A 20,282-nucleotide genomic window follows, 5' to 3' on the forward strand; every position below is an offset into this window, starting at 1 on the left:
AGGCTCGCCTATCAGGCTCGCGCATCGGACAGCACGGGAGCGATCGGTGATCGGTGACAGCACGGTATCGCCCGGTGGCGACGGATTTGCGGGGCTCGAGACACCGTGCCTGCTTCTCGATGCGGATAAGTTGCACGCCAACGTCGCCCGGATGCACAGGCATCTCGACGGGCTGGGCGTGACACTCCGCTGCCATCTCAAGACCGCTAAGTCCCTCGAGGTCGCGCGCCGGGCGATGGCGAGTGCGGCCGGGCCTGCCACGGTCTCGACGCTGCGGGAGGCGGAGTTCTTCGCCGAGGGCGGCGTTCGCGACATGATCTACGCTGTCGGCATCGCGCCGCAGAAGCTCGACCGGGTCGGCGCGATCCGGCGGCGATGGGGGGCGGATCTGGCGATCGTCGTGGATGCGGTCGCGCAGGCCGAGGCCGTCGCAACCTGGAGCCGCCGGACCGGAGATGCCCTTCCGGTGCTGATAGAGGTGGATGCCGATGGTCACCGCTCGGGTGTCGGACCGCGCGATGCGGAGGCGCTCGTCGCCATCGGCGGTGCGCTCAACGCGGGCGCCCGCCTGCGCGGCGTGTTGCTTCATGCCGGCGACAGCTACGGGCTGAGCGATCCCGCCGCGCTCCGTGCAGCGGCCGAGGCCGAGCGCCGTGCCGCCGTTGCGGCGGCCGAGACCCTGCGCGCGGCCGGGCTGCCCTGCCCGATCGTAAGCGTCGGCTCGACACCGACCGCCCGCTATGCGGAGAACCTGGTCGGCATCACGGAGGTGCGCGCCGGCGTCTTCATGATCGGCGACCTGTTCCAGGCGGGGGTCGGATCGTGCGCGGTGGACGACATCGCGCTGACTGTTCTGGCGACGGTGATCGGACACCAGCGGGACAAGGGCTGGATCATCACGGATGCCGGGTGGATGGCGCTCTCGCGCGACCGGGGCACGGCGCGGCAGGCAATCGATCAGGGCTACGGCTTGGCCTGTGACCTCACCGGACGGCCTTTCCCCGACCTGATCGTACAGGATGCCAATCAGGAGCACGGCATCGTGGCGGTGCGGAAGGGCTCGGCGGCCGCGCTCCCCGATCTCCCGATCGGAGCGCGCCTGCGGGTCCTGCCGAACCACGCCTGCGCCACCGGTGCCCAGCATGACCGCTACCACGTCGTCGCCGACGGAAGCCTGACCGGTGAGGTTTGGCCGCGCATCAACGGCTGGTGAAACGGGGCGCCGCGCCTAGCGACGGTTGGCGATGTCGCGGGCCGAGCGGTCGGATCGGTCGACGACGGTCCGGCAGGCATTGCTGAGCGACACGCGCTTGTCGCGCAGGCAGAGGGTGATCGCACCGGCATTCGGGATCTGGGCGGCGCACAGGCGCATCACGTCCGGCGTGCAGGCGGCCCGGTCGGCCCCCGTCTCCGCGTACGCCGGGACCGCGCCGATGAGGACGGCGAGCAGGGCGAAGGGTGCGGACTTCATCGCGAAGGGTTCTCCTGAACGGGTCGGGGCAGCGAATGGCCAAGCCTCGGCATCGGGCGAGAACGCCGATGTCGGATAAGATATCCCACGGCGCTTGTTTCAATCTGACGCAGGGGCGTCGCCGCTCCGTCGCGGTGCCCGCTGGCTCACGGCTTCCCGGCCGGCGCGATCGCTCCTGTGATGGCGGGCTCGCTCAGTGCAGCGCCGATGACAGGCTGCGTCCTCTGCCGGTCGACCTTATCCGCCGAGACGAGAGCTGCGGCGATCAGGGCCGACACCGCCAGCGTCGCCTTCACCACGTCCCAGACCCGCGCGAGCATGGCCGAACTCCAACGGCGTTACGGATGTCAAGCGGCGGATCCGCCTCGACAATCCGTACCCCAGCATCCTCGGCCGCAGCTCTTCCCAAAACCTTTCTCGTGCCGCCGAGACCTGCATATCCTCGGCGACGTGATGCAATCGGGCCTCACCGGAGTTGCGGTCTGGCCGCGGCCGCGGCCGCCAGCGCCTCGAAGACCAGCGCGTGGCGCCGCGCGAGAGCCTCGACATCGTGCGTGTAGCCACCGCCGATCACCGCAGCGAGTGCGATCCCGCGGGCACGGGCCTGGGCTACGACGAAGCGATCGCGGGCGAGCAGACCCCCATCGGTGAGGCAGAGCCGGCCGAGGCGGTCGTCGCGATGCGGATCGACCCCGGCATTGTAGAAGACGAGGTCCGGCGCGAACGCATCGAGAAGGGGTGGCAGGCGGGCCCTCAGGACTTCGATGTAGCCAGCATCGTCGAGCCGGTCCGGCAGACCGATGTCGAGGTCTCCGGCGATCTTCTGGGCTGGGTAATTGTTTTCGCAGTGGATCGAGAGGGTGAACAGGTCGGGGTCGCGAGCGAGGCAATCCGCGGTGCCGTCTCCCTGGTGCACGTCGAGATCAATCACGAGCACGCGCCGGACGAGCCCTTCGGCCTGGAGGGTGCGCGCCGCCACCGCGACATCGTTGAGCACGCAGAAGCCGGCACCCTGTTGTCGGCGCGCATGATGGCTGCCGCCGGCGGCGCTGCCGGCCAGCCCCTCCGCAAGCGCAAGGCGCGCGGCCAGGAGGGTGCCGCCCACCGAGGCGCGAGAGCGGCGGACGAGAGCGGCATCCACCGGGAGCCCGATGGCCCGCTCGGTCTCCCGGCCGACATCACAGGCCAGAACCGCATCCACATAGGCGGGATCGTGGGCGCGGATGAGGATATCCGCACCGGCCAGCTCCGGCGTGACGAAGCCCAGGGGTGCCAAGCCCCTGGCGATCAGCGTCTCCGCGAGCAGGCCGTACTTGCGCATCGGAAACCGATGGCCGGTCGGGAGGGATGCCTCGTAGGCCGGATGGAAGGCGATCGGCGGGATCACGCGGGCAGATCCAGATCGGCCAGCAGAGCGTTGGCGAGCGCCTGCCCGCTGTCGTAGGCCGCCTCGATCCGGGCACCGAGACACCAATCTCCGGCCGCTCCGAGGCGCAGAGCGGGATCATACAGGCAGGGCACCTGCAGGGCCGTCTCGACCTGCGCGTAAAGCCAGCGATGCGCCTCCGCGTGGGTCGGTCGAAGTTCGGTTCCGAGGTGGTTCCCGGCTGCCCGAACGAGTTCGGCGAGGATTGCAGCGCGCGTGGCTTCAAGGTGCCGACGGGACCAATCCGGTGTGGCATGCACCGTCAGCCGGGTTCCGGCGGGCCGGCCGGGCTTCGAGGAATCGCATGCGATCAGAGCGATCGAATCGGTCCGCGGCTCGAAAAGGGCATCGGACGGGCCCGTCTCGACGGACAGCATGAGGGACCAACAGGGCGCATAGGAAGCGCGGGCGAGCCCGGGCAACATGACGCCTGTGGACTCGAGCAGCGTCATGATCTGCGGCGCCGGAAACGTGACAGCCACGGCGTCGAATGGGCCGTGAACGGTCCCGGATGCATCCTCGACACGCCAGCGTGCCGCTTCTCGATGAAGTCGCAGGACGGTCGTGGCGGTCGCGACCGGAAGATTCGACAGCAAGTCGCGAACGGGCTCGGTCATGCCGGGCACGCCGACGTATCGTTCGGAACCGGCCCAGGGCGCGACGATGCCGCGCTCGACCCATCCATCCATCTGCGCTGTGAAAGCGGCCCCGCGCGCCCGCATGAACTGCGCGCCGTGGTCGAATTGTATGGCGCCGACACGTCGGGTCGCCATGCGACCCCCAACTCCGCGCCCCTTGTCGAAGACGTGGACGCGCAAGCCCGCCTCGGCGAGCCGGCGCGCGGCGGCTGCGCCAGCCATGCCGGCGCCGAGAACCGCGACAATCCCCTGCTCGGTCACGCCCCTGCTCCGCGTCGGACAGCGGCTCTGATGGCCGCACGGCAGCGAACATAGAGGACATCACGAAGGACGTCAGAGCGACCGATCTTCGCTCCATGCCGCAAGCGAACGGGGATCGCGACACCAATCCTGACGGGAGGAATGCGTCGCACGGTCGTGCGAGGGTGCATGGTGCGGGTAGAGGGAATCGAACCCCCACGCCTTGCGGCTGGCGATTTTGAGTCGCCCGCGTCTACCAGTTCCGCCATACCCGCGTGCGAGGGGCTCTTCGCATAGGTCGGCGGCTCCGGCCAAGTGTGTTTTTGCGATCGGCATCGATCTGGCCAAGGTGGGTCGCCTATGCTCAAAGGGCGGCCGATCGCTCAATTCGGGATCTTGAATGCTCCGCCGGCTCTACGCGTGGATCCTGGCCCTCAGCGACAGGCCATCCGCGCCCTACGCGCTCGGCGCCGTGGCCTTCGCCGAAAGCTCCTTCTTCCCGGTTCCACCGGACGCGATGCTGGTGCCTATGGCCGTCGCTCGACCGGACCGGGTCTGGCTCTACGCCACGATCGCGACCGTCGCCTCGGTGATCGGCGGGCTCGTCGGCTACGCCATCGGGGCTCTACTGTTCGATTCCGTCGGCGAGTGGCTCATCCGCCTCTATGGGTTGCAGAACTCGGCGGCGACCTTCCAGGATTCCTACGCGCGTTACGGCCACTGGGTGATCCTGCTGAAGGGGCTCACGCCGATCCCCTACAAGCTCGTGACGATCACGTCGGGCTTCGCCCATTACAGCTTGTTCTGGTTCACAATCCTGTCGATCGTGACCCGCGGCGCGCGCTTCTTCATTCTGGCCGGCCTGCTCGGCCGCTACGGTGTCCAGATCCGCGGCGTGCTCGATCGGCATCTCAACGCGGTCGCGGCGATCTCCGTCGCCGTCATCGTCCTCGGCTTCCTGCTCTTCAAGGTGATCCTGTAGCGATGAATACGGCGGCCGCCCTGCGCCTCAAGACCGCTGGCCTCTGGCTCGCGATCGCCTCCGCCCTCACCGTCGGAGCTGCACTCGTCCTTCAGTACGGATACGGCTACGCACCCTGCAAGCTCTGCCTGACCGAGCGGCTACCCTATTACGCGGCGATCCCGCTGGGCCTGCTGGCCCTGTTCCTACCGGAGCGTCTGGCGCGGATCGCGCTCGGGCTGGCCGCCCTCGGCCTGCTCTATGGGGCGGGTGTCGGGGTCTATCATGCCGGCGCCGAATGGGGCTTGTGGCGGGGCCCCGCCGATTGCGGTGGCGGAACGGGAGCCAATCCGGGCCAGATCGGCGAATTCCTCAACGCGCTCCAAGCCACGAAGGTGGTCGATTGTTCGGTGGCAGCGCTGCGCGTGGCCGGAGTCTCGCTCGCCGGCTGGAGCGCTTTGATCTCCGCGCTGCTGGCCTCGTTCGCGGGGACCGCCGCCGTTAGGCCTTGAGTCTCGCGCAGGCTCGAAACCCGATCAGTTCCGGTCGTCGGGCAGGATCGGGATCGCCGCGACCTCGATGCCCTCCTCGACCAAGGCGCGCGCCTCCGCGGGGGTCGCCTCGCCGTAAATCGAGCGGCCTTCGGCCTCGCCATAATGGATCCTGCGCGCCTCTTCGGGGAAGCGCGCGCCGACATGCTCGGCATTCGCCATGACGTGCTCGCGGAGAGCGCGCAGCATCGCCCGCATCTGCCGCTCGGGCTCGGCGATCATGGTCACCGGAGCCTCCCCCTTTGCAGGCGCCGCCGGTTCACGCCCCCGATCCGTGCGGGCGACGTTGGGCACCATCAGGGCCTTGCCAACCTTGGCGGTGTCGCAGACCGGGCACGTCACGAGTCCGCGTTCGATTTGCGTGTCGTAGGAATCAGAGGACGGGAACCAGCTCTCGAAGCCGTGTCCGGCCTCGCAGACGAGACTGTACCGGATCATTCTGTTGCTTGCTGTGGTGCCTACTGCGCCGCTCGAACCTGTGAACCGAGGCGCTCGATGGTGAAAGGCCGGCCATGCTGCAGCGACGGAATACGCGCCCGCGCCTCCGCGACCTGCGCGAGATCGATCTCCGCCATGATGATCCCTGGCTCGGCCCCGCCGGCATCGGCCAGCACCCGGCCCCAGGGGTCGACGATCAGCGAGTGGCCGTAGGTCTCGCGTCCGTCCTCGTGTACCCCCCCCTGCGCCGCCGAGATCACGAAGGCGCCGGTCTCGATGGCCCGAGCTCGCTGCAGGACGTGCCAATGAGCCTCCCCGGTCTGACGAGTGAAACAGGCCGGAGCCGTCAGCACATCCGCGCCCGCTTCGGCGAGGGCGCGGTACAGAGCGGGGAAGCGGATATCGTAGCAGATCGTCAGGCCCAGCGTCGCCCACCCCGTCTCGGCGAGCACCGCACAGGCGCCTCCGGAATAGGTCGCCGATTCCCGCCAGCGCTCACCGCTCGGCAGGTCGACATCGAAGAGATGCAACTTGTCGTAGGAGGCCAGGATCGCACCGTCGGCACCGATCAGGTAGGCCCGGTTGGCGATCTTGTCACCGGACCGGACTGCGATCGAACCGATCTGAACGACGGTGCCGGTCGCCCGCGCGGCGTCACGGATGGCCGCAAGGGTCTGGTCCTGCTCCTCGGTGGTGACGTGGGCGAACAGGCGCTCGCGGCTCCGCTCCACCAGGGAGGTCATCTCGGGTGTCTGCACGTAGGCCGCCCCCCGCGCCGCCGCCTCGCGGACGCCCGCCACAGCCGCATCGCGGTTGGCAACCGGGTCGCGCCCCGACCGCATCTGCAAGCAGGCAGCCGTGAACCGGGCCTCAGACATCGGCCGTGTCCTGGAGCAGCGGGTCGAGCTTGCCGGACCGGTCGAGGGCATAGAGATCATCGCAGCCGCCGACATGGGCGGTACCGATGAAGATCTGCGGTACGCTCGTGCGGCCGCCGGCGCGCCCGACCATGGCGGCACGGGCGCCCTGCACGCGCTCGACGTCGATCTCCTGAAAGGCCGCGCCCTTCTCTTTCAGCAGGCTCTTGGCCGCCGAGCAGTAGGGACACCAGGCCGTGGTGTAGATTGTGACCGGCTGCATCGCGATGGTCGTCCCGCGCGTGAACTCCCGACATATAGGAGCGCGGGGCGCGACTTGCCTATGCCCGTCTGGTCACAGGCGACGTAGTCCGCGCAGCGGCCAGTTCAGGCGGCCAGGAGCTTCTCGACCTCGTTGACGAGATCGCGGAGGTGGAAGGGCTTCGACAGGACCTTCGCGTCCTTCGGAGCCTTCGAATCCGGATTGAGGGCGACCGCCGCGAAGCCGGTGATGAACATCACCTTGATGTCGGGATCGAGTTCAGTGGCGCGGCGCGCCAGCTCGATGCCGTCCATCTCGGGCATCACGATATCGGTCAGCAGCAGCTCGAACGGCTCCTCGCGCAGCCGGTTGTAGGCGGAGAGGCCGTTGTCGAAGGACAGGACATCATAGCCCGCATTCTGCAGCGCCTTGGCCAGAAAGCGGCGCATGTCGTTGTCGTCTTCCGCCAGCAGGATTTTCATCGGCCGGATCCGAGCCTTCGAGTCGAGAAGTTGATCCCATAAAGGGAGGCGATGGTAAACAAGGTGTTAGGATGGAGCGCGCAGCGGGGGCCGCGTGTCTCCCGAGCGACTATGCCGGGCGCCGGCACGGAGTGGACAGGCGGTCGATCGCACAGCACACTGAACCCCTGTCGTCCTCGTTCGAACGCCGGGGTGTCCACCAGCCGATGACTGCATCCGAACCGGTACAGCCAGACGCCTTCGGATTTGCCCCGGCCTTCGCGGTCGACGAGCCCGCGGCGCACACCCTGCCTTTCGTCTTCAATACCGGTCATTCCGGGGCCGTCTACCCCCCCGACTTCATCGCGGCCTCGCGGCTCGATGCCCTGGCTCTGCGTCGCTCCGAGGACGCCCATGTCGAACGACTGTTCGCGCCGGTCGTCGAACTGGGCGCGCCTCTGCTGCGCGCCAACTTTCCCCGCGCCTTCCTCGACGTGAATCGCGAACCCTACGAACTCGATCCGCGCATGTTCGAGGGGCGCCTGCCGCCGTTCGCCAATACCCGCTCGATGCGCGTCGCCGGCGGTCTCGGGACGGTGCCGCGTGTCGTCGCCGACGGTCAGGAGATCTATGCCCGGCGCCTCCCCGTGGCCGAGGCGACGGCCCGGATCGAGGGCCTGTACAAGCCGTATCATCGGGTGCTGCGCGGGCTCATCCAGCGCACGGCGCGCACACATGGTCGCTGCATGCTCGTCGACTGCCACTCGATGCCGTCATCGAGCCTGGGCCGTGATCCGGAGATGAAGGCGGACGTGGTGCTGGGCGATCGCTACGGGACGGCCTGTGCGCCCATCCTGATCGACGGGTTCGAGGCCGCATTCCGGGCGCGGGGCCTCCGCGTGGTCCGCAACAAGCCCTATGCCGGCGGCTTCATCACGGAGCATTACGGCGAGCCGAACCTCGACCGACACGCACTCCAGATCGAAATCAATCGCGGGCTCTACATGAACGAGGCGAGCCTCGCGATGACATCGGGCTTTCCGGCACTGGCGGAAACATTGCGCGCCGTCATCCTCGATGTTGCCGGAGACCTCGACGATCTCGTGCCGCGCCGGATGGCCGCGGAATAGCGGCAGCGCGAGGTCCGCTCATCGAACACAGCCGGTCCCGTGAACCGCACAGAAAAAAGGCCACTCCCGAAGGAGCGGCCCGAAGTCTAGGGAGGAAACGCCCAAGAAGGGCAGCGAGACCGCGACGCCATCGCGATCTCGCAATGCACAAATTAAAGTGCGGCGCACAAGAAGCAAGAGCAAAACGGCGTCCTCGGCCGCATCCCATGCATACCAGAACCGCGTTCACCGGACGCGGCGCGGAACGCCGCGGCAGCCGGACGATGGATCGAGGCGGAACGAAGCCCCTGATCGCGGTGTCTGACGATCGGAGTTCGATGGCGACATCTGGACCGATCGACGGCGCCGGCTCGGGTCGACACCGTGATCGCCGCGCCTGCGCCGGTCGCGCTGCTCAGCCCTGTCCCTTCAAGAGCTTCTCGATCTCGGCCCTCAGCGGGGCTGCGAGGTCTTTCCGCTCAAGGGCGTAGGCGAGGTTTGCCGTGAGAAAGCCGAGCTTGGAGCCGGTATCATACGTGCGGCCCTGGTAGCGCATGCCGAAGAAGGCCTGCATCTGCATCAGCTCGATCATGGCATCGGTGAGCTGGATCTCGCCACCCGCGCCCTTCTTGCCGTGCTCCAGAATCCCGAAGATCTCGGGCTGCAGGATGTAGCGACCGGAAATGATGAAGTTCGATGGCGCGGTGCCCTGCTTGGGCTTCTCGACCATCCCGGTGATCTGGAACGACTGACCGTAGGTCTCGCCGACACTGACGATTCCGTATTGATGCGTCTCCTCGGGCGCCACCTCCTCGACGGCAATGATGTTGCCGCCGTGCTGCTCGTAGGCCGAGAGCATCTGATGCATGCAGCCACGGCTCAGCATGTCGGGCAGCAGCACCGCGAAGGGCTCGTCACCGACGATCTCGCGGGCACACCAGACCGCATGGCCGAGACCGAGGGGCGCCTGCTGGCGTGTGAAGCTGGTCTGGCCAGCCTTCGGCAGATCCTTCTTCAGCTCCTCGTAAGCCGCTGTCTTGCCCCGCTCCTGCAGAGTGTGGTCGAGTTCGAAGGCGATGTCGAAGTGATCCTCGATCACCGCCTTGCCGCGACCCGTGACGAAGATGAAATGCTCGATGCCCGCCTCGCGGGCTTCGTCGACGACGTGCTGCACCACCGGCCGGTCCACGACCGTCAACATCTCCTTCGGGACCGCCTTGGTGGCTGGCAGGAAGCGCGTGCCCAGGCCTGCGACGGGCAGGACGGCCTTGCGGATCGGTTTCATCGAGCGGTAACCCCGGAACAGGATGGAACGACGTGGTCGGCGGTGCCGTCAGTGAGATAGCTTAACGCGAGCCGTCGCAAGGGTTCTACGTCGATAGTATAAGGCGGGGGGGCGTAAATAGTCCGTCTGCGAGCGCGTAGACAGGCGTGGCGCGACAGCGTCAGTGGGGGCGACATGGCGGTTTTGGTGACGGGCGGCGCCGGCTACATCGGCAGCCACATGGTGCTGGCGCTGCTCGATGCCGGACATGAGGAGATCGTCGTCCTGGACGATCTCTCCACCGGCTTCGACTGGGCCGTTCCGGAAGGCGTTAAGCTCGTCGTCGGCGACGTGGCCGACCAAGCCCTCGTCACGCAGACGGTCCTCCAGCATCGGATCGATTCGCTGGCCCATTTCGCCGCCAAGATCGTGGTGCCCGATTCTGTCGCCGATCCCCTGGGCTACTATCTGTCCAACACGGTGAAGACCCGTTCGCTGATCGAGGCTTCGGTGCGTGCCGGCGTGCGGCACGTGATCTTCTCCTCGACCGCGGCCGTCTACGGAGAGCCGGAAGTCGTTCCGGTCCCCGAGGATCTGCCGCTGAAGCCGATCAATCCCTACGGCCGCTCGAAGCTGATGAGCGAGTGGATGATCGCCGACGCGGCGGCCGCGCACGGCTTCTCCTACGTGGTCCTGCGCTACTTCAACGTCGCCGGGGCAGATCCGGACGGTCGGTCCGGTCAGTCGACGCCGAATGCCACGCATCTTATCAAGGTCGCCACGCAGGCCTCGCTGGGGCAGCGTGCACGGCTCGACGTGTTCGGCACCGATTATCCGACCCCCGACGGATCGTGCCTGCGCGACTACATCCAGGTCTCGGATCTCGCCGAGGCGCATCGCCTCGCGCTCGAGCATCTCCGTTCCGGCGGCGAGAGCCTGACGATGAATTGCGGCTACGGTCGCGGCTACTCGGTCCTCGAGGTCGTCGAGGTGGTGAAGCGGATATCGGGCCGCGATTTCGAGGTGCGGCTGTGCCCGCGCCGTGCCGGCGATCCGGCCCGGATCGTCGCCGAAGCCGAGTTGATCCGCGAGCGGCTGGGCTGGAAGCCACGGCATGACGATCTCGACGCCATCGTCGCCCAGGCGCTCGCCTGGGAGGAGCGCCTGGGGACGCGAAACCGGATCTGACCGGATGCTCTCCCGCAGATGGTTTTTCGCCGCGGCGGCGTGCCTCGCCACCGGGCAGGCCCGCGCCGAGGACGCCTTCCGGACCTTCCTGGAAGCCTTGCGACCGGACGCGGCGGCCCGGGGTGTCACGCCCGAGACCTTCGACGCGGCGTTCCGCGGGATCACGGGCCCTGATCCCGGAATCCTGGCGCATACCCGCCGGCAGAACGAATTCGTCCGGCCGGTCTGGGACTATCTTGTTGGTGCGGTCTCTGCCGGTCGCATAACGCGCGGACGCGCCCGCGCCGCCTCCCTCGCGGCGACACTTCAGGCCATCGAGGCCCGCTACGGCGTGCCGGGGCCGATGGTGACCGCATTCTGGGGTGTCGAGTCGGATTTCGGGGCGAGTGCGGGCAGCGTCCCGACCATCAGAGCCCTGGCGACGCTGGCCGAGGCGCGGCACCGCGGCAGCCTGTTTCGGGACGAACTCCTCGCCGCCCTCACGATCCTGCAACGTGGCGACATCACCGCGGACCGGATGAGCGGCAGCTGGGCCGGTGCCATGGGTCAGGTCCAGTTCCTGCCGTCCACCTATCTCGCCCATGCGGTCGATTTCGACGGGGACGGCCGACGCGACATCTGGACGAGCCAGGCGGATGCCCTGGCCTCCATCGCGGCCTACCTCAAGGATCTCGGATGGGATCCGACGCTGTCCTGGGGCTATGAGGTACGCCTGCCGAAAGATTTCGATCTGAGCCGGTACTCGGGCGAACTCGGTGGCTTCACGGAGCGCGGCATCCGCCGCACGGATGGGAAGCCGTTGCCCGCGCGTGGCCGCGCCAGCCTCTTCCTGCCCGGTGGCCTGGGCGCCCCGGTCTTCCTGATCACCGACAATTTCGAAGTGATCCGAGGCTACAATACGTCGGATGCCTATGCGCTGGCCGTGGGCCATCTCGCCGACCGGCTCGCCGGCGGGCCGCCCCTCGCAGCTCCCTGGCCGGCAGCCGGGGCACGCCTCGATGGGCCGGGCCTGCAGTCCCTTCAATCCGGCCTCGCGGCGGCCGGCTTCTACGACGGGCCGACGGATGGCCGCGCAGGCCCGAAGCTGCGCGAGGCGGTGCGGCGCTACCAGATCAGCGTCGGAATACCGGCCGATGGCTATGCCACGCCGGCCCTGCTGGCCCGGATCTCCGGGACACCAGTGCCGCGACGCTGAGCCTGTCGACAGGTTTAGACCTGTGGTCCGCTTCCACCTATAATGGCTGCATTCCGAACGGTTTCCGTTCGGCGTACAGCGTACGGGATGCGCATGGTAGTCGCTCGTCGGCGTCACTCGGAACGCCCGTTGCTCCTCGGACTCGCCGCCCTCATGGCCTTGGCCGGGCTGTCGGCCTTCGGCGGAGGGCCCGCACGCGCCCAGTGGGGCGACAGCTACCAGCAGCCCGGGGGCGGCACCTACTACGAGGCGCCGCCGCGTCGTCGCCCGCGAGATGCCTATTACCGCGACGACGGGACCTACGGGCGCCAGCCCCGCTACGCGCCGCAGCAGGAGGCGCCGCGCCAGTTCTACTGGCCGTGGGAGGACAGGCCGCAGCAGGTGGCGCCGCAGCCGGAGCGCACCTACCGGGCGCCGCGCCCACGCACGCCCTACGGAACCGGGGAGGCGCAGCGACCGGCCCCGGCGGTCAAGCGTCGGGTGCGTCCGGCCCGGGCGCCGACGCCGCCGAAGCCCGCAATCGCCAAGACCGAGCCCAATGTCCAGATTGCCGTGTTCGGCGATTCCCTGGCCGATCACCTCGCGAAAGGCCTCGACGACGTGTTCGAGGACAATGCCGACGTCGCCGTGATCGACCGCGCCAAGGGCGACAGCGGCCTGGTGCGCAAGGATGCGGTCGACTGGCCGAAAATTGCGCAGGACTACCTGCAGAGTAACTCCAAGGTTCGCTATGCCATCGTGATGATGGGCGCCAACGACCGGCAGGCGATGCGCGAGGGAGACGAGACGGTCGAGCCCCTTACGGACAGATGGCGCGCCCTCTACCACGCGCGGGTGGAAGCCCTGGCGAAGGTGTTCGTCGATCGCAAGATCCCGCTGATCTGGGTCGGCCTGCCGCCCATGCAGAGTGAAGCGCTGAGCCGCGATCTCGCCGCGCTGAACGACATCGTTCGGGACACGGTCACCAAGGCCGGCGGGACCTATGTCGACATCTGGCCGGGCTTCGTCGACGACCGCGACCGCTACGCCGCATCGGGACCGGATCCGGAGGGGCAGATCGCCAAGCTTCGCACTGCGGATGGTGTTCACTTCACAAAGGCGGGCGACCGGAAGCTCGCCCATTTCGCCGATGTGGAGCTGAAGCGACTCATGGGGGCAGTCCCGGGTACGGCCGAGCCTGCGCCCACCGCAACCGTGGCGCCGACCGCAGCGACCCCGACCACCGGGCCGAGCCTTGACGGGACCGCACCTGCGACCGACACCGCTGCAATCGATCGCCAGATCACCGCGATGCTACCGAGCCTGCCGGAACCACCCGGCGTTCCGGCATTGCCGGTCAAGCCCGCGGCCGGCCCCGTAGTCCCGCTGAGCCGAACGGAGGTCTCGCCCGGCGGCGCGCTGCTGAACGGGCGGCCGCGCGAGCCGGATAATTTCGGCACCGTCGAGCGAACGCTGCTGCGCGGCAACGCGCCGATGCCACAACCCGGCCGCGCCGACGACTTCCGCTGGCCGCCCGGCTGAACAGGGCGCGCCTGTCGCTCGGCCTCAGCGCGGCAAGACGCTGGCCCCCATCAGCGTCTCGTCGATGGCTCGCGCCGCCTGACGCCCCTCGCGGATGGCCCAGACCACCAGGGATTGGCCGCGCCGCATGTCGCCAGCCGCCCAGATCTTCGGATCCGAGGTGCGGTAATCGTCCTCGTTCGCCTCGACATTGCCGCGCTTGCTGACGCCGATTCCGGATTGCTCCAGCAGACCCTTCTGGACCGAGCCGGCGAAGCCGATCGCCATGAAGACGAGGTCGGCGGGCAGAACGAACTCGGTGCCGGAGATCGGCTGGCGCTTGGCATCGACCCGGGCGCAGACCACGCCGGTAAGCTGACCCTTCTTGTTGCCTTGGAGCCGAAGCGTCGCGGCCTGAAACTCACGCTCCGCCCCCTCCGCCTGGCTTGAGGAGGTCCGCATCTTCGTCGGCCAATAGGGCCACACGGTCAGCTTGTCCTCCCGCTCCGGCGGCCGCGGGCGGATGTCGAGCTGCGTCACCGACAGGGCGCCCTGGCGGAAGGCGGTGCCGACGCAGTCGGAGGCGGTGTCGCCGCCGCCGATGACGACCACGTTCTTCCCGCTGGCCAGGATCGGCTGCTCGCCGTTGCCGCGGATCGGCTCGTTGCTCACCCGACGGTTCGACTGGACGAGGTACGGCATCGCGTAGTGGACACCGTCGAGATCCTGGCCCGGAAGCTGCGGGTTGCGCGGATCCTCGGCGCCGCCGCAGAACATCACGGCGTCGAACTCGGCCTTCAGTTCATCCACCGACTTCGTCACGCCGATATTCTGGTTGTAGTGGAAGACGACGCCCTCGGCCTCCATCTGGCGCACGCGTCGGTCGATGTGCCGCTTCTCCATCTTGAAGTCCGGGATGCCGTAGCGGAGGAGACCGCCGGCCTTCGCCTCGCGCTCGAAGACGTGGACATCGTGCCCGACGCGGGCCAGCTGCTGCGCCGCCGCCATGCCAGCCGGCCCTGAGCCGACAACGGCGACACGCTTTCCGGTGCGAGACTGCGCCAACTCGGGCTTGACCCAGCCCATGTTCCAGGCCCGGTCGGCGATGGCCTGCTCGATCGTCTTGATCGCCACCGGCTGGTTTTCGAGGTTCAGCGTGCAGGCTTCCTCGCAGGGCGCGGGGCAGACGCGGCCGGTGAATTCGGGGAAGTTGTTTGTGGAGTGGAGGTTGCGCGAGGCCTCCTCCCAATCCGACTGGAAGACGAGGTCGTTCCAGTCCGGAATCTGGTTGTGGACCGGGCAGCCGGTCGGGCCATGGCAGAACGGGATGCCGCAATCCATGCACCGGGCCGCCTGCTTCGTCAGGTCGTGCTCGTCGAGCGGCAGCGTGAATTCGCGGAAGTGCCGGACCCGATCGGCGGCGAGCTGGTACTTCTGCTCCTGCCGGTCGAATTCGAGGAAGCCTGTGATCTTGCCCATTGGTCAGCCCCTGGGCCGGCCAGTCTGTGACTGCGCTGCCCGCGTCGTCTCGTCTCGTGTGTGCGGGACCGGGCGGCGCACCGCCCGGCCTTGAGCGCCGGCTACTCGGCGGCCACCGGTATCCGGGCCATCTCCATCTCGCGGAGCGCCCGGCGGTACTCCACCGGCATCACCTTCACGAACCTGGTGCGGTAGGCCGACCAGTTGTCTAGGATCGTCTTCGCCCGCGGGCTGCCCGTGTACTTGAGGTGGTTGGTGATGAGCTGCGTCAGCCGCTCCTCGTCGTGCCCCGACATGTCGGCCAGGATGTCGACCCGGCCCTTGGTTTCCAGGTCGCCGTCCTGGTGGAAGCGGCGCATCAGGTCGTCCTCCTCCTCGACGGGCTCCAGATCGACCATCGACAAGTTGCAGCGCGCCGAGAACGAGCCGTCCTCGTCGAGCACGTAGGCGATGCCGCCCGACATGCCAGCCGCGAAGTTGCGGCCGGTCTCCCCGATCGACACGACCACGCCGCCGGTCATGTACTCGCAGCCATGGTCGCCCATGCCTTCGACCACCGTGATGGCGCCCGAGTTGCGCACTGCGAAGCGCTCACCGGCCGCGCCGCGGATGTAGCACTCCCCGGCAATCGCCCCGTACAGCACGGTGTTGCCGACCATGATGGTCCGGTCAGGCGGCGACTTCAGCGCATCGCTCGGCCGGATGATCAGCTTGCCACCCGACAGACCCTTGCCGACATAGTCGTTGCCGTGACCGGTGAGTTCGAGGGTCACCCCGGCCGCAACCCAGGCGCCGAAGCTCTGGCCGGCGGTGCCGCTGAGCTTCACCACGATGGTGTCGTCGGGCAGGCCCTCGTGGCCGTGCGCCTTGGCGACCATGCCGGACAACATCGCCCCGGCCGCCCGGTCCGAGTTCCGGATCGTGTCGGTGAGGACAACCGGCTCGCCGGTCTCGACGGCGTGCTTGGCGCCCTCGATCAGACGACGATCGAGGACCGTGTCGATCGGATGATGCTGCACCTCGACGTGGCGGATCGCCGTGCCCTCGGCCACCTTCGGCCGGTGGAACAGCTTGGTGAAGTCGAGCCCCTTCGCCTTCCAGTGGGCGATGGCCTCGACCTTGTCGAGGACATCCGACCGTCCGACCGCCTCTTCCAGCTTCGTGAAGCCCAGGGAGGCCAGGATCTCCCGCACCTCCTCGGCCACGAAGAAGAAGTAGTTCACCACGTGCTCGGGCGTGCCCTTGAAGCGCTTGCGCAGCACCGGATCCTGCGTGGCGACGCCAACCGGGCAGGTGTTCAGGTGGCACTTGCGCATCATGATGCAGCCGGCCGCGATCAGCGGGGCGGTGGAGAAGCCCATCTGGTCGGCGCCGAGGAGCGCCGCGATGATCACGTCGCGCCCGGTCCGGATGCCGCCATCGGCCTGGAGGGCGACGCGGCCGCGCAGGCCATTGAGCACCAGCGTCTGCTGGGTCTCGGCGAGGCCGGTCTCCCAGGGGCCGCCCGCGTGCTTGAGCGAGGTCAGCGGCGCCGCGCCGGTGCCGCCGTCGAAGCCCGAGATCGTGATGTGGTCCGCACGCGCTTTGGCGACGCCGGCCGCCACCGTGCCGACACCAACCTCAGAGACGAGCTTCACCGACACGTCGGCCGACGGGTTCACGTTCTTCAGGTCGAAGATCAGCTGGGCGAGATCCTCGATCGAGTAGATGTCGTGGTGCGGCGGCGGCGAGATCAGGCCGACGCCCGGGGTTGCGTAGCGGACCTTGGCGATCTTCGCGTCGACCTTGTGGCCGGGCAGCTGGCCGCCCTCGCCCGGCTTGGCACCCTGCGCGACCTTGATCTGCATCATGTCGGAATTGACGAGGTATTCCGTCGTGACGCCGAAGCGGCCGGAGGCGACCTGCTTGATCGAGGACCGGCGCGAGCGCCCGTCCGGCAGCGGCTTGAACCGCTCGACCTCCTCGCCGCCCTCGCCAGAGTTCGAGCGGCCGCCGAAGGAGTTCAGCGCGATGGCGAGCGTCTCGTGCGCCTCCTTGGAGATGGAGCCGTACGACATGGCGCCCGTGGCGAAGCGCTTCACGATCTCGGAGGCCGGCTCGACCGATTCGAGCGGTACCGGCGCGCGGCCGATCTCGGCAGCGGACTTGAGCCGGAACAGGCCGCGCAGCGTCTTGAGCTGGTGCTCCTGCCGGTTCACCAGCGCGGCGTATTCCCGGTAGCGCTCGGGCACGTTCAGGCGCACCGCGTGCTGCAGGGTCGCCACCGTGTCGGGCGTCCAGGTGTGGGTCTCGCCGCGCAGGCGGTAGGCATACTCGCCACCGACATCGAGGGCGTTCCGGTAGATCGGCGCGTCGCCGAAGGCGTCGCGGTGACGGCGCGCCGTCTCCTCGGCGATCTCCGCCATGCCGACGCCCTCGATGGTCGTCGCCGTGCCGAAGAAGTCACGGCCCACGAAGGTCGAGTTCAGGCCGACCGCGTCGAAGATCTGGGCGCCGCAATAGGACTGGTAGGTGGAGATGCCCATCTTGGACATCACCTTCAGCAGGCCCTTATCGATCGCCTTGATGTAGCGGTAGATGATCTCGTCGTCGGTGAGATCCGGCGGGAACTCGTCCTTCATCTCGAGGAGCGTCTCGAAGGCGAGGTACGGGTTGATCGCCTCGGCGCCGTAGCCGGCCAGGCACGCGAAGTGATGCACCTCGCGCGGCTCGCCCGACTCGACCACGAGGCCGACCGAGGTCCGAAGCCCTTTGCGGATCAGGTAGTTGTGCACCGAGGCCGTGGCGAGCAGCGCCGGGATCGGGATCCGGTCCGGCCCGACCGCCCGGTCGGTGAGCACGATGATGTTGTAGCCGCCGCGCACCGCCGCCTCGGCACGGTCGCAGAGGCGGTCCAGCGCCCCGTCCATGGCCGCCGCGCCGGTCTCGGCCGGGTAGGTCATGTCGAGGGTCTTGGTATCGAACCGGTCCTCGAAATGGCCGATGGAGCGGATCTTCTCCAGATCCGCGTTGGTGAGGATCGGCTGGCGGACCTCCAGGCGCTTGCGCCGGGACGCGCCCTCCATGTCGAGCAGGTTCGGCCGCGGCCCGATGAACGAGACGAGGCTCATCACGGCCTCCTCGCGGATCGGGTCGATGGGCGGGTTCGTCACCTGCGCGAAGTTCTGCTTGAAGTAGGTGTAGAGCAGCTTCGACTTCTCGGAGAGGGCCGAGAGCGGCGTGTCCGTTCCCATCGAGCCGACCGCCTCCTGGCCGGTGACGGCCATGGGCTGCATCAGCAGCTTGAGGTCTTCCTGCGTGTAGCCGAAAGCCTGCTGGCGATCGAGCAGGCTGACGTCGCCGCGCGACTCGCGCGGCTGCACCGGGCGAAGATCCTCCAGGACGATCTGGGTGTTCTTTACCCAGTCGGCGTAGGGGTGCGCGGCGGCGAGCTCGCCCTTGATCTCCTCGTCGGAGACGATGCGGCCCTTCTGCAGGTCGATCAGCAGCATCCGGCCCGGCTGGAGGCGCCAGGACTGCACGATCTTCTCGTCCGGGATCGGCAACGTGCCCATCTCGGAGGCGAGCACCACGAGGCCGTCGTCGGTGACGATGTAGCGGGCCGGGCGCAGGCCGTTGCGGTCGAGGGTCGCGCCGATCTGGCGGCCGTCCGTGAAGGCCACGGCGGCGGGGCCGTCCCACGGCTCCATCAGGGCGGCGTGGTACTCGTAGAAGGCGCGCCGCTCCTCGCTCATCAGCGGATTGCCGGCCCAGGCCTCCGGGATAAGCATCATCATCGCGTGGGCGAGCGGGTAGCCGCCCTGCACGAGGAACTCGAGGGCGTTGTCGAAGCAGGCGGTGTCGGACTGCCCCTCGTAGGAGATCGGCCACAGCTTCGAGATGTCGTTGCCGAACAGGTCGGAATCGACGCTCGCCTGACGGGCCGCCATCCAGTTGACGTTGCCGCGCAGCGTGTTGATTTCGCCGTTATGGGCGACCATCCGGTACGGGTGCGAGAGCCGCCAGGTCGGGAAGGTGTTGGTGGCGAAGCGCTGGTGGACGAGGGCGATCGCCGAGACGAAGCGGTCGTCCTTCAGGTCGAGGAAGTAGTTCCCGAGCTGCGTGACCAGCACCATGCCCTTGTAGACGATGGTCCGGGTGGAGACGGAGACCGGGTAGAATTCCTTCACCCGCGGGTCGTCGAGGCCGTAGACCTTGTTGGAGATCACCTTGCGGGCGACGTAGACCCGGCGCTCGAACGCGTCCTGGTCAGTGACCGAGGCGGGCCGGCCGATGAAGACCTGACGGTGATGCGGCTCGGTGGCCTTCACGGCCTCGCCGAGATCTTCCGGATCGACCGGAACATCGCGCCAGCCGAGGAGCGGCAGCCCCTCGGCGGCGAGCGCCGATTCGACGATGTCCTGGATGATCGCGCGCGGCTCCTCGGCCTTCGGCATGAAGAACTGGCCGATGGCGTAGTCGCCGGCCGGCGGAAGCTCGAAGCCGAGGCGCGAGCACTCCTCGGCGAAGAAGCCGTGCGGGATCTGCGTGAGGATGCCGCAGCCGTCGCCCATCTTGGGATCGGCGCCGACCGCCCCGCGGTGATCGAGGTTCTCCAGGATCTTCAGACCCTGCGCGACGATGGCGTGAGTCCGGCGGTCATGCATATCGGCGATGAAGCCGACGCCGCAGGCGTCGCGCTCGTTCGCCGGATCGTAGGAACCCTGGGCTTTCGGGAGCGCGGGATCGCGCACGATGAGCGGCATCGCGCCACCGCGCGGGGCGGCAGCCTGGACCGTGGACGCAGCAAACTCTTCGGCGGGTCTGCGTTGTGACATGCTTCGTCTCGTCCTTCCCTCGAACCCGTCCGCAGCCAATGAACCCGCGAGCATGTTTCATGCCCGCAAGCCGTCGGCGCCCGGCGCTCCGGCCTCTTGCCGCAGGCCATCCGGCCGGTCCGGTTGGACACGTCCGTCGGCTCACGTTCATCGAGGACCCAGACCGCTCGAGGAGCGGTGCGCTGGCGCGCCCGTATCCGTCAGCCGAAGAACTCGCCCGCGCGCGAGACGGCGACGGCCGGGATGCACGGCCGATGGGACAGTTGTGCTGTCCTAACGGCGGGAAACTGCCAGATTGAAATGTTTTCAGCAAGAGACCGCGCGCGTCTGCAGCGTTGCCGCTCTGGATAGCCGGCCGGCGCCGGGTTCCGGCCTCCGCAATCTCGCCCGAATCGGGGGATCTACGGGACGAGCCGAGCACAAGC

General features: G+C 68.1%; 18 protein-coding genes and 1 tRNA gene. 7 read left to right on the forward strand and 12 right to left on the reverse strand.

Annotated features, from left to right (window positions below; genetic code table 11):
- Positions 1-46: 46 nt before the first annotated feature.
- Positions 47-1,213 carry an alanine racemase gene (locus BLT59_RS15310; protein ID WP_091781664.1) on the forward strand — a complete coding sequence of 389 codons (1,167 nt, stop codon included), beginning with the start codon at positions 47-49 and terminating at the stop codon, positions 1,211-1,213.
- Between the two features lie 15 nt (positions 1,214-1,228).
- Here the strand turns inward: BLT59_RS15310 and BLT59_RS15315 are convergent, their stop codons facing one another.
- From BLT59_RS15315 to BLT59_RS15330, 5 genes are all read right to left on the reverse strand, one after another.
- Positions 1,229-1,471 (reverse strand): hypothetical protein, encoded by a 243-nt coding sequence (locus tag BLT59_RS15315; RefSeq protein ID WP_091781667.1) that lies wholly within the window; start codon positions 1,469-1,471, stop codon positions 1,229-1,231.
- Between the two features lie 146 nt (positions 1,472-1,617).
- A complete protein-coding gene (locus BLT59_RS31305; RefSeq protein WP_175544021.1) occupies positions 1,618-1,791 on the reverse strand; it encodes a hypothetical protein in 174 nt (57 codons plus the stop codon).
- Between the two features lie 146 nt (positions 1,792-1,937).
- Entirely contained in the window at positions 1,938-2,858 is a 921-nt protein-coding gene (locus BLT59_RS15320; protein ID WP_175544022.1) for a histone deacetylase family protein, read from the reverse strand.
- Positions 2,855-3,796 (reverse strand): NAD(P)/FAD-dependent oxidoreductase, encoded by a 942-nt coding sequence (locus BLT59_RS15325; protein ID WP_244514002.1) that lies wholly within the window; start codon positions 3,794-3,796, stop codon positions 2,855-2,857. The genes BLT59_RS15320 and BLT59_RS15325 overlap by 4 nt, the downstream gene beginning before the upstream one ends.
- Before the next feature lie 169 nt (positions 3,797-3,965).
- A tRNA-Leu gene (locus BLT59_RS15330) sits at positions 3,966-4,050 on the reverse strand.
- Between the two features lie 125 nt (positions 4,051-4,175).
- Between BLT59_RS15330 and BLT59_RS15335 the strand changes: the two genes are divergently transcribed.
- Together BLT59_RS15335 and BLT59_RS15340 are read left to right on the forward strand one after the other, a co-directional pair.
- Positions 4,176-4,757 carry a YqaA family protein gene (locus tag BLT59_RS15335; RefSeq protein WP_091781670.1) on the forward strand — a complete coding sequence of 194 codons (582 nt, stop codon included), beginning with the start codon at positions 4,176-4,178 and terminating at the stop codon, positions 4,755-4,757.
- A gap of 2 nt (positions 4,758-4,759) precedes the next feature.
- On the forward strand, positions 4,760-5,248 hold the full coding sequence (locus BLT59_RS15340; protein ID WP_091781673.1) for a disulfide bond formation protein B: 489 nt from the start codon (positions 4,760-4,762) through the stop codon (positions 5,246-5,248).
- Positions 5,249-5,272: 24 nt separating this feature from the next.
- On the opposite strand, the gene BLT59_RS15345 is transcribed toward BLT59_RS15340, so the two are convergent.
- The 4 genes from BLT59_RS15345 to BLT59_RS15360 all read right to left on the reverse strand — a co-directional run bounded on the left by BLT59_RS15345 (position 5,273) and on the right by BLT59_RS15360 (position 7,326).
- Positions 5,273-5,725 (reverse strand): DUF1178 family protein, encoded by a 453-nt coding sequence (locus BLT59_RS15345; RefSeq protein ID WP_091781676.1) that lies wholly within the window; start codon positions 5,723-5,725, stop codon positions 5,273-5,275.
- 20 nt (positions 5,726-5,745) lie between these two features.
- Complete coding sequence (locus tag BLT59_RS15350; protein WP_091781681.1) at positions 5,746-6,603, reverse strand: carbon-nitrogen hydrolase family protein; 858 nt, start codon at positions 6,601-6,603, stop codon at positions 5,746-5,748.
- Positions 6,596-6,865 (reverse strand): glutaredoxin 3, encoded by a 270-nt coding sequence (grxC, locus tag BLT59_RS15355; protein ID WP_091781684.1) that lies wholly within the window; start codon positions 6,863-6,865, stop codon positions 6,596-6,598. Before grxC ends, BLT59_RS15350 begins: the two co-directional genes overlap by 8 nt.
- A 104-nt stretch (positions 6,866-6,969) precedes the next feature.
- On the reverse strand, positions 6,970-7,326 hold the full coding sequence (locus BLT59_RS15360; protein ID WP_003603128.1) for a cell cycle two-component system response regulator CpdR: 357 nt from the start codon (positions 7,324-7,326) through the stop codon (positions 6,970-6,972).
- A 206-nt stretch (positions 7,327-7,532) separates the two neighbouring features.
- Between BLT59_RS15360 and BLT59_RS15365 the strand changes: the two genes are divergently transcribed.
- Positions 7,533-8,435 carry an N-formylglutamate amidohydrolase gene (locus BLT59_RS15365; RefSeq protein WP_091781687.1) on the forward strand — a complete coding sequence of 301 codons (903 nt, stop codon included), beginning with the start codon at positions 7,533-7,535 and terminating at the stop codon, positions 8,433-8,435.
- A gap of 394 nt (positions 8,436-8,829) precedes the next feature.
- Here the strand turns inward: BLT59_RS15365 and galU are convergent, their stop codons facing one another.
- Positions 8,830-9,699 (reverse strand): UTP--glucose-1-phosphate uridylyltransferase GalU, encoded by an 870-nt coding sequence (galU, locus tag BLT59_RS15370; protein ID WP_091781689.1) that lies wholly within the window; start codon positions 9,697-9,699, stop codon positions 8,830-8,832.
- A gap of 174 nt (positions 9,700-9,873) precedes the next feature.
- On the opposite strand from galU, the gene galE reads away from it, so the two are divergent.
- The 3 genes from galE (at position 9,874) to BLT59_RS15385 (ending at position 13,582) form a co-directional block, all read left to right on the forward strand.
- A complete protein-coding gene (gene galE / locus BLT59_RS15375; RefSeq protein WP_091781691.1) occupies positions 9,874-10,866 on the forward strand; it encodes a UDP-glucose 4-epimerase GalE in 993 nt (330 codons plus the stop codon).
- 4 nt (positions 10,867-10,870) lie between these two features.
- On the forward strand, positions 10,871-12,061 hold the full coding sequence (locus tag BLT59_RS15380) for a lytic murein transglycosylase (protein WP_091781693.1): 1,191 nt from the start codon (positions 10,871-10,873) through the stop codon (positions 12,059-12,061).
- Between the two features lie 93 nt (positions 12,062-12,154).
- Positions 12,155-13,582, forward strand: coding sequence for an SGNH/GDSL hydrolase family protein (locus BLT59_RS15385; RefSeq protein WP_091781695.1), 1,428 nt, complete (start codon positions 12,155-12,157; stop codon positions 13,580-13,582).
- A gap of 24 nt (positions 13,583-13,606) precedes the next feature.
- Here the strand turns inward: BLT59_RS15385 and BLT59_RS15390 are convergent, their stop codons facing one another.
- Complete coding sequence (locus tag BLT59_RS15390; RefSeq protein ID WP_091781697.1) at positions 13,607-15,040, reverse strand: glutamate synthase subunit beta; 1,434 nt, start codon at positions 15,038-15,040, stop codon at positions 13,607-13,609.
- A gap of 101 nt (positions 15,041-15,141) precedes the next feature.
- Positions 15,142-19,857, reverse strand: coding sequence for a glutamate synthase large subunit (gltB, locus tag BLT59_RS15395; RefSeq protein WP_091781699.1), 4,716 nt, complete (start codon positions 19,855-19,857; stop codon positions 15,142-15,144).
- Positions 19,858-20,282: the final 425 nt, after the last annotated feature.

This window comes from Methylobacterium sp. UNC378MF, from assembly GCF_900103195.1.
Lineage (GTDB): Bacteria > Pseudomonadota > Alphaproteobacteria > Rhizobiales > Beijerinckiaceae > Methylobacterium.

Coding starts and splice junctions, on each gene's coding strand:
- BLT59_RS15385 (WP_091781695.1), top strand. CDS start 12,155: ATGGTAGTCGCTCGTCGGCGTCACTCGGAACGCCCGTTGCTCCTCGGA.
- BLT59_RS15360 (WP_003603128.1), bottom strand. CDS start 7,326: ATGAAAATCCTGCTGGCGGAAGACGACAACGACATGCGCCGCTTTCTG.
- BLT59_RS15380 (WP_091781693.1), top strand. CDS start 10,871: ATGCTCTCCCGCAGATGGTTTTTCGCCGCGGCGGCGTGCCTCGCCACC.
- BLT59_RS15335 (WP_091781670.1), top strand. CDS start 4,176: ATGCTCCGCCGGCTCTACGCGTGGATCCTGGCCCTCAGCGACAGGCCA.
- galU (WP_091781689.1), bottom strand. CDS start 9,699: ATGAAACCGATCCGCAAGGCCGTCCTGCCCGTCGCAGGCCTGGGCACG.
- BLT59_RS15345 (WP_091781676.1), bottom strand. CDS start 5,725: ATGATCCGGTACAGTCTCGTCTGCGAGGCCGGACACGGCTTCGAGAGC.
- galE (WP_091781691.1), top strand. CDS start 9,874: ATGGCGGTTTTGGTGACGGGCGGCGCCGGCTACATCGGCAGCCACATG.
- gltB (WP_091781699.1), bottom strand. CDS start 19,857: ATGTCACAACGCAGACCCGCCGAAGAGTTTGCTGCGTCCACGGTCCAG.
- BLT59_RS15315 (WP_091781667.1), bottom strand. CDS start 1,471: ATGAAGTCCGCACCCTTCGCCCTGCTCGCCGTCCTCATCGGCGCGGTC.
- BLT59_RS15365 (WP_091781687.1), top strand. CDS start 7,533: ATGACTGCATCCGAACCGGTACAGCCAGACGCCTTCGGATTTGCCCCG.
- BLT59_RS15350 (WP_091781681.1), bottom strand. CDS start 6,603: ATGTCTGAGGCCCGGTTCACGGCTGCCTGCTTGCAGATGCGGTCGGGG.
- BLT59_RS31305 (WP_175544021.1), bottom strand. CDS start 1,791: ATGCTCGCGCGGGTCTGGGACGTGGTGAAGGCGACGCTGGCGGTGTCG.
- BLT59_RS15340 (WP_091781673.1), top strand. CDS start 4,760: ATGAATACGGCGGCCGCCCTGCGCCTCAAGACCGCTGGCCTCTGGCTC.
- grxC (WP_091781684.1), bottom strand. CDS start 6,865: ATGCAGCCGGTCACAATCTACACCACGGCCTGGTGTCCCTACTGCTCG.
- BLT59_RS15390 (WP_091781697.1), bottom strand. CDS start 15,040: ATGGGCAAGATCACAGGCTTCCTCGAATTCGACCGGCAGGAGCAGAAG.